At 41.6% G+C, this 12,383-nt stretch carries 13 protein-coding genes and 4 tRNA genes; 1 reads left to right on the forward strand and 16 read right to left on the reverse strand.

Annotated features, from left to right (window positions below; genetic code table 11):
* Positions 1-378: 378 nt before the first annotated feature.
* From DW938_RS13540 to DW938_RS13600, 13 genes are all read right to left on the reverse strand, one after another.
* Positions 379-452, reverse strand: a tRNA-Cys gene (locus DW938_RS13540).
* A 4-nt stretch (positions 453-456) separates the two neighbouring features.
* Positions 457-532: transfer RNA gene (locus DW938_RS13545), tRNA-Gly, on the reverse strand.
* 61 nt (positions 533-593) lie between these two features.
* Positions 594-670: transfer RNA gene (locus DW938_RS13550), tRNA-Asp, on the reverse strand.
* Positions 671-696: 26 nt separating this feature from the next.
* Positions 697-772: transfer RNA gene (locus DW938_RS13555), tRNA-Val, on the reverse strand.
* A gap of 162 nt (positions 773-934) precedes the next feature.
* Complete coding sequence (hslO, locus tag DW938_RS13560; RefSeq protein WP_118125435.1) at positions 935-1,804, reverse strand: Hsp33 family molecular chaperone HslO; 870 nt, start codon at positions 1,802-1,804, stop codon at positions 935-937.
* 4 nt (positions 1,805-1,808) lie between these two features.
* Positions 1,809-2,561: a class I SAM-dependent methyltransferase gene (locus DW938_RS13565; protein WP_118125437.1), complete on the reverse strand. Its 753-nt coding sequence runs from the start codon at positions 2,559-2,561 to the stop codon at positions 1,809-1,811.
* Entirely contained in the window at positions 2,561-2,863 is a 303-nt protein-coding gene (locus DW938_RS13570) for a YerC/YecD family TrpR-related protein (RefSeq protein ID WP_041337345.1), read from the reverse strand. Before DW938_RS13570 ends, DW938_RS13565 begins: the two co-directional genes overlap by 1 nt.
* Positions 2,864-2,974: 111 nt before the next feature.
* Positions 2,975-3,697, reverse strand: a complete 723-nt coding sequence (yihA, locus tag DW938_RS13575; protein ID WP_118125439.1) for a ribosome biogenesis GTP-binding protein YihA/YsxC — start codon at positions 3,695-3,697, stop codon at positions 2,975-2,977.
* Positions 3,698-3,708: 11 nt separating this feature from the next.
* Positions 3,709-6,120, reverse strand: a complete 2,412-nt coding sequence (gene lon, locus DW938_RS13580) for an endopeptidase La (protein WP_118125441.1) — start codon at positions 6,118-6,120, stop codon at positions 3,709-3,711.
* Between the two features lie 160 nt (positions 6,121-6,280).
* Entirely contained in the window at positions 6,281-6,526 is a 246-nt protein-coding gene (rpsR, locus tag DW938_RS13585) for a 30S ribosomal protein S18 (protein ID WP_022287519.1), read from the reverse strand.
* A 46-nt stretch (positions 6,527-6,572) separates the two neighbouring features.
* A complete protein-coding gene (locus DW938_RS13590; protein ID WP_117877763.1) occupies positions 6,573-7,097 on the reverse strand; it encodes a single-stranded DNA-binding protein in 525 nt (174 codons plus the stop codon).
* Positions 7,098-7,119: 22 nt separating this feature from the next.
* Complete coding sequence (gene rpsF / locus DW938_RS13595; RefSeq protein ID WP_022287517.1) at positions 7,120-7,410, reverse strand: 30S ribosomal protein S6; 291 nt, start codon at positions 7,408-7,410, stop codon at positions 7,120-7,122.
* A gap of 130 nt (positions 7,411-7,540) precedes the next feature.
* Positions 7,541-8,485, reverse strand: a complete 945-nt coding sequence (locus tag DW938_RS13600; RefSeq protein ID WP_022287516.1) for an RING finger protein — start codon at positions 8,483-8,485, stop codon at positions 7,541-7,543.
* A 159-nt stretch (positions 8,486-8,644) separates the two neighbouring features.
* Here DW938_RS13600 and prfB point away from each other — a divergent pair, with 159 nt between their 5' ends.
* A complete protein-coding gene (gene prfB, locus DW938_RS13605; protein WP_022287515.1) occupies positions 8,645-9,763 on the forward strand; it encodes a peptide chain release factor 2 in 1,119 nt (372 codons plus the stop codon).
* 45 nt (positions 9,764-9,808) lie between these two features.
* Here the strand turns inward: prfB and DW938_RS13610 are convergent, their stop codons facing one another.
* From DW938_RS13610 to proC, 3 genes are all read right to left on the reverse strand, one after another.
* Positions 9,809-10,693 (reverse strand): DUF624 domain-containing protein, encoded by an 885-nt coding sequence (locus tag DW938_RS13610; RefSeq protein WP_118125443.1) that lies wholly within the window; start codon positions 10,691-10,693, stop codon positions 9,809-9,811.
* A 71-nt stretch (positions 10,694-10,764) separates the two neighbouring features.
* Positions 10,765-11,358, reverse strand: a complete 594-nt coding sequence (locus tag DW938_RS13615) for a stage II sporulation protein M (protein ID WP_118125445.1) — start codon at positions 11,356-11,358, stop codon at positions 10,765-10,767.
* A 50-nt stretch (positions 11,359-11,408) separates the two neighbouring features.
* The gene (gene proC / locus DW938_RS13620) at positions 11,409-12,209 is read right to left on the reverse strand and encodes a pyrroline-5-carboxylate reductase (protein ID WP_118125447.1); all 801 of its coding nucleotides are present in this window, start codon (positions 12,207-12,209) and stop codon (positions 11,409-11,411) included.
* Positions 12,210-12,383 lie beyond the last annotated feature (174 nt).

The following is a 12,383-nucleotide window of genomic DNA, read 5'->3' on the forward strand; positions in this document are numbered from 1 at the left end:
TTATCTATTATATCATATTAGCTAAGCTTTGTCAAGACTTTTCTTTGTGAACTTTTTATTAAGTTCTTTTCGTGCTACTCCTCAGGTCTCTTCTGTTCTCCCGAACCTTTTACCTTCGTTTCGCTTCTTCATTTATCGCTCTCTCTCGAGGCGACTTGTTTATTTTATCACTTTTATGCCTTTTTGTCAACCCCTTTTTTCGCTTTCTGCTTTTTTTACACTTTATTTCCCTTTTCTTATCTCTTTTTGTCCATTTTGCTTTGCTTTTGTTCTTTTGATACAAAAAGCGACAACTGAGCGTAGCTCAGTTGTCACTTTGGATTGTTTATTATATTTAGGCAAAAAATAAACTCACAGAACAGAAGCTCTGTGAGTCATTGGAGGCGCCACCCAGATTTGAACTGGGGATCAAGGTGTTGCAGACCTATGCCTTACCACTTGGCTATAGCGCCATATTGGAGCGGATTACGAGGCTCGAACTCGCTACCTCCACCTTGGCAAGGTGGCGCTCTACCAGATGAGCTAAATCCGCATTTTGTGGTATCTACAATATTATATGCAAGATACCGAAACCTGATACATAAAGAATGTATTGGCGACCGGAATGGGGCTCGAACCCACGACCTCTAGCGTGACAGGCTAGCGTTCTAACCAGCTGAACTACCCGGCCATATGAGCGGACTTTATAAGTCCGCTTGGTGGGAACAACAGGGCTCGAACCTGTGACCCTCTGCTTGTAAGGCAGATGCTCTCCCAGCTGAGCTATGCTCCCGATAGCTGTCGTTTTGAGTTGTATCTCTCAGCGACGATATTTATTATACACTATTCAAAGCCATTTGTCAAGAGTTTTTTGAAATTTCTCAAAAAAAGTTTAAGTCCGCAAACGCTTTATTATCGGGCATCTGAATAGTGTACATAAAATATTCATTAAATATTATTCTTTTATTAACCCTAAAATCTCCTCAGGAGTAAAGTGATATTTCTTATCACAGAAGTGACACTCAACGTCAGTACCACCGTCTTTAGAAAGATCTTCAAGTTCTGCCCTGCCCAAAGATATAAGAGCGTTCTCTACTCTTTCCCTTGAACAGTCGCAACGATAATTAACCTCAAAATCATCAAGAACGTTCGGTTCAAGACCCTCCAAGGCTTTCATTGCAATAGCTTCTGTGGTCAAACCACCACATATAAGCTTTGTTACAGACTCCATTCCGTTTATATTCTTCTCTATCTGATCTATAGCTGACTCAGGTGCAAACGGCAAAAGCTGAATAAGAAATCCACCTGCACAATTCACTGTCAGATCTGGATTTACAAGTACGCCAAGAGCGCAGACGCTTGGCACCTGCTCACTGACAGCAAGATAGTTCGTTATGTCCTCTGCTATTTCGCCTGAAACAATAGGTACTTGTCCGCAATACGGCTCTTTAAGTCCCATGTCCTTGACCACACTAAGCGTACCATTAGAGCCTACAGCCCCTCTGACATCAAGCTTGCCTTTATCGTTAAGTGGCAGTTCCACCACTGGATTTTGTACATACGCCTTAACATTTCCCATGCTGTCAGATACGCATATAAGCGCACCTGTAGGACCGTCACCGTCCATTTTTACAGTAATAGAATCATCTTTGCCTTTAAGTCCAAATCCCATAAGCGAAGTACCCATAGCAAGTCTGCCAAGTGCCGCCGTGACCACAGCGGAAGTTTTATGTATCTCCTCAATGCGTGACACAATATCCTTTCCGTCGATAGCACTGCACACAACGGAAGCGTCTTTACTTATAACTCTAACTATTCTACCCATAAAATCACCCTCTGTTTATTCTCCTGCACACATAAAGAACTCTCTGCGTTTTATCATTAACTGGCGAGTCCTCAAATCCGTCATACTTTCCTATAAGCTCAAAATCATTTGACTTTACAAGCTCGCTCAAAAACTCGTCCGTATATATCCTCTCTGTGAAATCCTCACTAAAACGACAATAAGAGCCGTCCTCCTGCTCCTCAAAGAAGTCAAGATATATGCTCACGCTGTCATCATCATTGAGCTCATTCTGCCATGCACAGAAAAGCCCATCAAGATCATAGCAGAACGCATTGTCTGCAAGGATCACTCGGTGCTTGTACACAGTATTTACATCAAATATAAAAAGTCCACCATCGCAGGTAAATTTTGATACACACTCAAAAGTCTTTCTGACAGCTTCCTCATTTTCAAGGTGATTTATGCTGTCAAGAACACAAACAACAGCATCAACTGCGCCATACAGATCAAGCTCAGTCATATCCTGCATAAGATACTGTATGTTCAGACCGCTTTCATAGCGCTTATCCATGGCTTCTTCCAGCATTTGATCCGACAGATCAACGCCTACCACATCATAATCAAGACGTGCAAATGCTTCACTGAGCGAACCTGTGCCGCAGGCAAGATCCAAAACTACCTCATGCTCTGAACTGTATCGTTTTATAAGCTCATGGCACCGTGCAGCAATTTTTCCGTAATCGACATTCTCTGTAAGCTTATCATAGTAACAGGCAAATCTGCCGTATCCGCTCATTACTTATCTTCCTTCTTATCCAATCTGTCAAAAACGATATTATATCCGCCTGAGCCGTCATAAGAAAGCGAGCGGTTCACACGGCTTATAGTTGCCGTTGAAGCACCTGTTTCGTTTACTATATCGCTGTAAACATGATCCTTTGTAAGCATTTTTGCAACCTGAAAACGCTGTGAAAGTGCTTTCAGCTCAGGTATAGTGCAAAGATCTTTAAAAAACAGCCTGCATTCCTCGACAGTTTCAAGACAAAGCACTGCTTCATAAAGATCGTCTAAATTTTTGATCTCAAGTTTCTCTTTCATGAAAAAAACCTCCTTTACGTTTCATGGTGTAAAGTGTTAAACCATAAATATATTTTAACACAAGTCATGAAAAATGTAAAGGAGAATTATGAATTTTTTATTTATTTACTCTTAATTTTTTCTTCTATTAGGCGTTAGAAAACCGCCGAATGACTTCGGCTCATCAGAAATATCCTCTTTATCATCGTAATATTCCTCTTCTTCGTCCTCTGTATCGCTTTCTAGTTTCTCTGGTGGCGTTATCTCAGCCCCCTCGGATATATCGTCTATTATTGCCCTCAGTTCATCTACGCCCTCTCCTGTGATAGCAGAGAACTCCACACAGGTGATGTCCTCAAAGCATGGTATCTCTGTCTTGAAAGCTTCCATACGTGCTTTTCTGGCGTTAGGCTTGAGCTTATCCGCCTTGGTGAACACGATTATAAATGGTATCTCAGCGTCAATAAGATAATTTATCATCATCAGATCGTCTTTGCTCGGCGGATGACGCATATCCACAAGCTGAAAAACAAGTGCAAGCTGTCTGCTGCCGTCGTCAAGATAGCCGCCTATAAGACTGCCCCACTGCCTTTTCTCGGACTTTGATACGCTGGCATAGCCATATCCAGGCAGATCAACGATATAGATATTCTCCACAGAAAAGAAGTTTATTGTAACAGTTTTACCCGGCATAGAGCTTATTCTCGCCAAGTTTTTTCTGTTAAGAAGCTTGTTTATCAGCGACGACTTCCCCACATTCGACCTGCCGGAAAAGGCAAATTCAAGTCTGTCAGACTTAGGTATCTGCGAGAATTTTCCAAATGAAGTATAAAATTCTGCTTTGTTATAATTCATAGGCGCCCTTTCTATACCGTTAATTTTTTTCGCTCCGGCTCGTTCTTGCTTAGAAGTTCAAGCGGAACATTATTTTTGCTGTTTGGAACAAGTGCAACGTCAAGCACATCCTGAATAGTCTTTGCGAACACGAACTCGCAACAAAGCTTTACTGTATCGTCAACGTCATCAAGATCGCCCTTATTAGCAAAAGGCACAATAATAGTCTTTACCCCCGCCTTGTATGCAGCCATAGTCTTTTCACGGAGACCGCCTATAGGCAGTACTTTGCCGCTAAGAGTTATTTCGCCTGTCATAGCAACGTCACTGCGTACTTTTATATTACCCAATGCAGAGATGATGCCCGTTATCATGGTAACACCTGCAGATGGACCGTCCTTAGGCACAGCACCCTCTGGAGCGTGTATATGCAAATCTTTTTTCTCGTAAAAGTCTTTATCGATGCCATATTTGTCAGCAACGCTTCTGCAATAGCTTACGGCAATCTTTGCAGACTCCTTCATAACGTCGCCTAGTGAGCCTGTAAGCTCTATTCTGCCCTTTCCGTCAAGTACAAGGACTTCCAAAGGCATGACAACTCCGCCCACTGACGTCCATGCCAGACCATTTACAGTGCCAACAGCATCTTTATCTGATACAACATCAGGGAGATATTTCTCATGGCCAAGATATTTTTCAAGATTATCCGCCTTGAAAGTAACTTTCTTAACGCCGTCTTCAACTATCTCCTTAGCAGCCTTTCGGCAAAGCGAGCCTATCTGTCTTTCAAGATTTCTAACGCCAGCCTCTCTTGTGTAGCTGTCTATAAGCTTATAGACAGCATCATTGCAGATGCGTATCTGAGATGCTTTAAGACCGTTCTTACCTTCCTGCTTTTTAATAAGATGTTCCTTTGCAATATGGAACTTCTCCTCCCTAGTATAGCTAGACAACTCTATGACCTCCATACGGTCGAGAAGAGGTGCTTGAACAGTATCGAGAGTATTTGCAGTTGTAATAAACAGCACATCACTTAGATCAAACGGCACTTCAATATAGTGATCTCTGAAAGCATTGTTCTGCTCGCTGTCAAGAACCTCAAGCATAGCAGACGATGGATCGCCTCTGAAATCATTGCTCATCTTGTCTATCTCATCAAGAAGAACAACAGGATTTTTACTTCCTGCAAGCTTCATGGCATTCATTATTCTTCCTGGCATTGCACCAACATACGTCTTTCTGTGACCTCTGATATCACTTTCGTCCTTAACACCGCCCAATGAGACCCTTACAAAGTTTCGATTAAGTGCTCTCGCGACAGACTTTGCCACTGAAGTTTTACCAACGCCTGGAGGACCAACAAGACAGAGGATCTGCCCCTTGACATCAGGAGTAAGCGCTCTTACGGCAAGATTTTCAAGTATTCTATCCTTGACCTTTGCCATGCCATAGTGATCCTTGTCAAGTATCTGTTTAGCCTTTTTAACGTCTGTCCTATCCTTTGTGACAGCATTCCACGGCAATGCAAGCACTGTGTCAAGATAATTTCTCAGCACAACACCCTCCTGTGACATCATACCCATCTTGGAAAGCTTTCTGACCTCGCCCATAAGCTTATCACGAACTTCTTCGGACAATACAAGTGAATCTATCCTATGTGTGTAATCATCGATCTCATTTACATCTGAGCCGTCTTCATTTTCACCCAACTCATTCTGTAACGCCTTGATCTGCTCACGAATATAGTATTCGCGCTGACTTTCTTCTATCTGAGAATGGACCTGACTATGTATCCTTCTTTCAAGAGATAAAACATTGGTCTCTCGTGAAAGCATAGTAATCATAAGAATTAGCTTATCTAAAACAGATGGGGCTTCAAGAAGCGACTGTCTGTCAGTAAAAGCTAATGGAATATTAAATGCCAAACTTTCAAAAAGTTGGACAGGCGTTTTAGAACCGAGTATCTGGGCATAAAGCTCTTCAGGCATTTTAGGAACCACCTTAACATACTCTTCAAACTCATCTAAGACCGAACGAAAAACAGCAAGTTGTTCGTCATCGTCAAGCCTATCCTTTGAATAATTTGGTACAAGTCTTACATCAGCTTCATAGCAATCATCATACTGATAAAACTCAGCAAGTCTCGCTTTACGCAGACCTTCTACATAGCATCTGTATATTCCATCAGGTGCTTTAACGATCTGTCTTACCTTTGCTACAGTACCCACCTTGAACATATCCTTTTTTTCAGGCATTTCAAGATAAACGTCTTTTTGCGCACAAAGAAAAACAAGTCGATCGCCGTCCATGGCATTTTTCATGCTCTTTATAGTTCTTGGTCTGCCAACATCAAAATGCATAGACATTCCAGGAAAAACTACCAGATCTCTCGTTGGAACACACGGCATAATATTATTTATTTTAACATCAGTTTTATCTTTCATAGTTGCTCCATTTCCTTACAGCTCTACAAATACTGTAATGCTTTGTTATACAGCTTTAGTATATAATATCACATTTATGATACATTTGCAAGCCCCACTCAGAAACTTCCCCTTAACAAAAAGAGGCACCTATAAAGGTACCTCAAAATAGAAAACACTATTAGTCAGCTACATATGGAAGAAGTGCCACATGACGTGCTCTCTTGATAGCTGTTGTAAGTTCTCTCTGATGATAAGCACAAGTGCCAGTTACACGTCTAGGGAGGATCTTAGCTCTCTCTGTCATGCACTTTCTAAGCTTTGCGATATCCTTATAGTCGATCTTTTCAGCTCTGTCTGCACAGAACATACAAACCTTCTTACGACCTCTCTTCATAGGTCTGCTTGTATTTCTTTCCTTTTCCATGGTAAATTTCCCTCCTTAGAGAAATATTTTTTCAAAACTCCTCTGCTTAGAACGGTACTCCGTCATCGGTCAATACTTCTTCAAAATCATCAAGGTCACCAATGGACAAAGCGTCATTTGATGGAGCATTGTTATAGTTATTCTGATTAGAATTGTTTGCAGGCTGTGAATATCCACCATTGTTCTGCTGGTAATTATTCTGCTGATAACCACCATTTCCGTAGTTATTGGAATAGTTACCTGCTCCCTGCTGTTTTGGTTCACCCGTGAAAGACACACTGTCAACATTGACCTCAGTTGTATAATGCTTTACACCATTCTTGTCATCATAAGAACCTGTTCTTATCTGACCTTCAAGAGCGATCATTCTGCCCTTTGAAAAGTATCTGTTGATAAATTCAGCTCTCTGCCCCCAAGCAGTGCAAGTAATAAAATCAGTCTGCTTTTCAGCACCCTGACGAACTGGTCTGTCAACTGCAACATTGAATCTCAAAACTGCATTTCCACTAGGAGTCTGTCTTACTTCAAGATCCTGAGTGATCCTACCCATTAAAATAACTCTGTTAAGCATAACTTTTCCCTCTTTCGCAGTTTTACTTGACCGTTACTAAGAAACGGATCACGCCGTCTGTGATACCAAGAATTCTCTCAAGCTCAGCTGGAAACTCAGGCGTAGATGTGAATGACCACAGTACATAAGTACCTTCTGTTTCATAATTGATAGCATAAGCCAGCTTACGCTTGCCCCAGTTACTAAGTGTAACGTCGCTTGCGTTAGCCTCGATCAAGTCATTGAACTTAGCTGTGAGTGTGTTTACAGCCTCCTCGTCAAGCTTAGAGCTGAAAATTACCATAGCCTCATAAGACTCATTAATTTTTGCCATTGCATTTGCACCTCCTTTTGGATTTCGCCTGTGCCGCAATTTGCACAAGCAAGGATAACTCAATTATTATAACACAAGACCGATTATCTGTCAAGGGTCATTTGCACTTTTTTATGAACTTTTTGTAAAATCATGCAAATATCTTTGTAACACCAAAAATGCCAAACACAACTATCGCAGAATAAACGGCAAAGCCAAGAATAACAGCCCCCCATGATGTACCGCCCTTTGCTACTATCTTTTCGGCTATCTCCTGCTCAGTGCCATCCTCCGACCTTATCTCACGGATCTTTTTTTGTGCAAACTTATAATACATATAATTGCCGAAAAAGCCTGCCACAAACTGAAGTGCCATTGAAACATACCATGTCGCAGCGGAAATGCCCTGAAAAACCCTTCCAGTCACATCGATGCCGATATCAAGCGAGAAACCCATTGTTCCTGCACTAAGATATTCTATCGCAGTAGGGATATTGAGCAGTGCCGTAGCCACAAGCATGATTATACCCACAAGATTCATTTTTCTAAACAGAAAATACAGGTGTGGAAAAAGGAAAGCCGCAAAGTTTATGGAAATCTTTCCACCAAATTTACCAAAACGTATAAAGTTAGACAAAAATATGAGCGGATTTGTCTTTACAAATTTCGCATAGTCATCTAGTTTAATGCCTTCAAGATCTGAGTCCTTATCAAATACAACCTGTCTGCCAAACGGACCGTAAGGCTGTCCGTCAGGGCCGGTCTGCTGAGCGTTATTTTGCGTGTCCATGTCGTTGAATGGACGTTCCTCAGTATCATTTTTCGTAAGCGGTGTTCCGCACTTTTCACAAAATAGCTTGTCAGGCGGATTTTCAAAACCGCAGCGTATACAGCGTATATTCTCACTTTCTACACTCTCTTGAGTTTGCTCCCAGCTCTGACCACTTTCATGCAAAGCGTCATTTATGCACTTTCCTTCTTTGAGATAACACTCACGATGATAAGGCGTGCCACACTCAGGACATACAACTATATCGTCACCATCTTTGAATACTTCTCCGCAGGAAAAGCATTTTTTTCCTGTATAATTAGCCATATCAGGTTTCCTTTCTTGCTGAAACAGGCTTTTTAAAGCCTTTAGATAACATTATAGCACAACTTTCAGGAAAATGCTATAGTTTTTTTATATTTTTCCTTTACTTTTCACAAAAAAAGTTTTATAATATATAATGATATAAAATAAGGAGAAAAAGATATGGTATTTTTAGAAAACTTAAAGTCAGAGCTTGAAGCTCTTAGACCTATCATCAGCGAGCTGCATGACGTATACGATATTGAACGTTCTCAGGAAAGGATCGCAGAGCTTCACGAAAAAGCCGCAGAGCCTAATTTTTGGGACGACATGGAGAAATCGCAGAAGGTTTTGCAGGAAACAAGAAATCTTGAGGGCAAACTGGAAAAATACAATAAATTCAAGTCGTCATTTGAGGATATCGAAGTGCTTATTGAAATGGCAGCCGATGAGGGCGACGAGGACATGATCGACGAAATACAGTCTGAGCTTAAAACTCTAAAAGAGGGTCTTGACGCTGCACAGCTTGACACTCTGCTTACAGGCGAGTATGATCACAACAACGCTATCATCAACTTTCATGCAGGAGCAGGTGGAACTGAGGCGCAGGATTGGAGCGAAATGCTTTTCAGGATGTATCACAAATGGTGTGAAAGCCACGGCTTCAAAATGACTACTCTTGATTATCTCGAGGGTGCAGAGGCTGGCATGAAGAGTGCCTCCGTTATCGTGGAGGGCGAAAACGCTTATGGCTATCTTAAAAGTGAAGCAGGAATACACAGACTTGTGCGTATCTCACCTTTCGACAGCTCAGGAAGCAGACACACGTCATTCTCAGCGGTGGACGTTATGCCTGAAATAGACGATACAATCGAAGTAGATATCCGTCCTGAGGACATTAAAATGGACGTTTATCGTGCAAGCGGTGCAGGCGGACAGCACATCAACAAAACGTCATCAGCCGTAAGACTTACCCACATACCAACGGGTATCGTTACATCATGCCAGACACAGCGTTCACAGTTCCAGAACAGGGATTATGCAATGAAAATGCTCAAAGCAGAGCTTATCAAAATAAAAGAGCGTGAACATCTAGAGAAGATAGAGGATATCAAGGGTGTTCAGAAAGAGATCGCATGGGGTGCTCAGATACGTTCCTATGTTTTCATGCCATACACTCTTGTAAAAGATCACAGAACGGGTTTTGAAAACAGCAATGTAAACGCTGTTATGGACGGCGACCTTGACGGTTTCATAAACGCTTATCTCAAAGCGCTTTCACTTGGCGAGATCGAAAAATAATTAGCATAAACAAAGGACAGTTCAAACGAGCTGTCCTTATGTTTTTTATGAGATTGTTTTGCCTTTTTTTTTGCTCTCTTTGGTCTTGACAGGAGTTTCTTCCGCCGCTCTATCCTCAAAGAGCTGTTCGTCAGGGTCTGCATTCTTGTATGCAAACTCAGGATTGCTTTCACCACGCTGATCGTAGTAAGGCTGGATAACGTGTTTTCTGATAACAGGATAACAATTGAAGCAAGTCACGAAGCATATGAACGAAAGAGGCCAAAATGGCAATATGAACAGAGAATACGGCAGGAAAAGATACATCATAACAATAACGATAAGCGATGCCAAAAGTGACCAAAGGGACTGCTTTATGCCAAGACTCACAAGATAAAACGAGTTCTTTATTATCTGCTTCATGTTAAGGTTAGTGGAGCTTATCATAAGATAGATGTAAAAGTGCATCATGAAGAATACGATAAGACAGCTTATGCAGATAACAAACGGAATGTATATCATGGAGTTCTGCTCTGCCCAATATTTATACATTGGAATACCGACCATAAATCCTATAGCGAAGATGATATCTATGGCGCCCATGATAGTGCCCTGCTTAAAATTCTTCTTGAAAGAATCCCAGAAATCATGTAGCAGAAACGCATTTCTTTCCTGAGAATAATTTCGGCAAACCTTTGTCATTGCAGCCGTTGCAGGTCCTACCAATACTGACGGTATCGCCAGTAAGAGCCATATTGGATTTGATGTCATAAGCATAAGTATAACCATAAGCGTCATCGGTATGCAGAAAACGAAATACAGCAAATTAAGCTCCATAAGCTTCCACATATGCCTGCCATAGACTTCAAAAAACTTAAAAATACCCTTTTTCTCCTGAGGTGCTTTAAGCACACCTCTGCCAGGGGTATTGTAATTACCAAATAAAGACATTACACCGCTCCTTAAAATTAATAGTCCCCGAAATTACCCCGAATTTTATTTCATTCTTTGTATACTGTATACTAAATTCGTCCTGCAAAAATAATCGTCAGCAGACATTCAAGCGCAGCCGCAACAGCCGCCGCCGCTTCAAGCACAAGAAACTTAACAGCATAAAGCCGCACCGTCTGTCGCAGACCGCTATGCTGTCCTTCAGAAAAAACAATGCACAGCAGGATATTTGACATAGCGACAGCTTCCCTTGCGGCTATCATAAGTGCCGCCGCTGTTATGACCGCAGGAAGAAGTACAAACATCGCCGAAAGTAATGCACCATGTCCGCCGTAAATGCTGTAAAGCTGAGACATTGCAACACCCCAGCCCATGCCACGCAACAGCAATACTGCAACAGCTAAAGGCTGTCCCAGTGAAGAAAAACCTGACAAAAACACAACTGCTAAAAAAACAGTCGAACTGAAAAAAGACCTCACAAGAATTTCTTCAAGATCACCTGACGACCTCACGTCAACAAAGCTGTTTGAAAACACCGACAGCATTGAAAGCTCGTCGCTGCCCATAAAGCAAAAAGTAACAGCACCCAAAAGCGCACCAATCAGGATAGCTCCTGCAAAAAATGCAAGAACCCCGCTTTTGTATATGCCTGTCCCGCTGTTCATTATACATCACTCCTTTGAGTAATGTATATGCCACGGTGCAGAAAAAATAACTATTTTGAAAGCTCGTAAGCTCTCTTAGTGCAAGCCTTGCAGCAGTCCTCAACAGCCTTTGGCAGACCGCCCTCACGGAGCTTTTCAAGACCAGCGATAGTTGTGCCACCCTTTGATGATACCATTTCAATAAGCTCGTCAAGTGACTTGCCACTGTCAGTTATCATTTTTGCAGAGCCGATAAGCGACTTTGCAAAAAGATCTCTTGCAACTGTTTCATCAATATCAACGCTCTTTGCATACTCTACGAATGCCTGAGCATACAGATAGATAAAAGCAGGAGATGAGCCGTTTATTGCTATTATCTCTTTCATTTTATCCTTTGATATGACGGCATACATGCCGCATGAGCCAAAGATATTGCAAACAAGCTCAAACTCCTCATCTGTTACGCTGTCAGAGCGTGAAAGAGCAGTTGCGCCCTCCCCAAGAAGAAGAGGAGTGTTTGGCATAACAAGCGCTACCTTTGCGCCAGCCACAGTTTTTGAAGCGATATAATCATCTGTAATGCCTGCGCAGATAGAAACTATGACCGTATCTTTTGTTACCGCAGGAGCTATCTCATCAAGCACCTCGTCAAGTTGCTGAGGCTTAATTGCAAGAAAAACATATTCTGACTTTTCAACTACCTCTGCACAGCCTGAACATTTTACTGTTCCAAGCTCGTCAAGTCTATCAAGTATCGGAGCATATTTATCAAAAGCGTAAAGCTGAATATTCTTACTCATTTTACTGCCTGCAATGCCTTTCATGATAGCATAGCCCATATTTCCTGCACCGATAAAACCAACATTTATCATACACTCAAGACCTTTCTGAATAAAAGGCAGAAGCCTGCCTTAAAAATAACTTAATTTTAATTATACACTAAATCTCAACGGATTTCAAGTGTTTCACCTAAATTTCACATTATCACCTGTAGTGCTACAATAGATATTGGACAAAATTAAGAAAAAAGAAAAGAGAGATAGACA

Source organism: Ruminococcus sp. AM43-6 (genome assembly GCF_003461785.1).
Lineage (GTDB): Bacteria > Bacillota > Clostridia > Oscillospirales > Ruminococcaceae > Hominimerdicola > Hominimerdicola aceti.

Coding starts and splice junctions, on each gene's coding strand:
- hslO (WP_118125435.1), bottom strand. CDS start 1,804: ATGGGTAGAATAGTTAGAGTTATAAGTAAAGACGCTTCCGTTGTGTGC.
- DW938_RS13565 (WP_118125437.1), bottom strand. CDS start 2,561: ATGAGCGGATACGGCAGATTTGCCTGTTACTATGATAAGCTTACAGAG.
- DW938_RS13570 (WP_041337345.1), bottom strand. CDS start 2,863: ATGAAAGAGAAACTTGAGATCAAAAATTTAGACGATCTTTATGAAGCA.
- yihA (WP_118125439.1), bottom strand. CDS start 3,697: ATGAATTATAACAAAGCAGAATTTTATACTTCATTTGGAAAATTCTCG.
- lon (WP_118125441.1), bottom strand. CDS start 6,120: ATGAAAGATAAAACTGATGTTAAAATAAATAATATTATGCCGTGTGTT.
- rpsR (WP_022287519.1), bottom strand. CDS start 6,526: ATGGAAAAGGAAAGAAATACAAGCAGACCTATGAAGAGAGGTCGTAAG.
- DW938_RS13590 (WP_117877763.1), bottom strand. CDS start 7,097: ATGCTTAACAGAGTTATTTTAATGGGTAGGATCACTCAGGATCTTGAA.
- rpsF (WP_022287517.1), bottom strand. CDS start 7,410: ATGGCAAAAATTAATGAGTCTTATGAGGCTATGGTAATTTTCAGCTCT.
- DW938_RS13600 (WP_022287516.1), bottom strand. CDS start 8,485: ATGGCTAATTATACAGGAAAAAAATGCTTTTCCTGCGGAGAAGTATTC.
- prfB (WP_022287515.1), top strand. CDS start 8,645: ATGGTATTTTTAGAAAACTTAAAGTCAGAGCTTGAAGCTCTTAGACCT.
- DW938_RS13610 (WP_118125443.1), bottom strand. CDS start 10,693: ATGTCTTTATTTGGTAATTACAATACCCCTGGCAGAGGTGTGCTTAAA.
- DW938_RS13615 (WP_118125445.1), bottom strand. CDS start 11,358: ATGAACAGCGGGACAGGCATATACAAAAGCGGGGTTCTTGCATTTTTT.
- proC (WP_118125447.1), bottom strand. CDS start 12,209: ATGATAAATGTTGGTTTTATCGGTGCAGGAAATATGGGCTATGCTATC.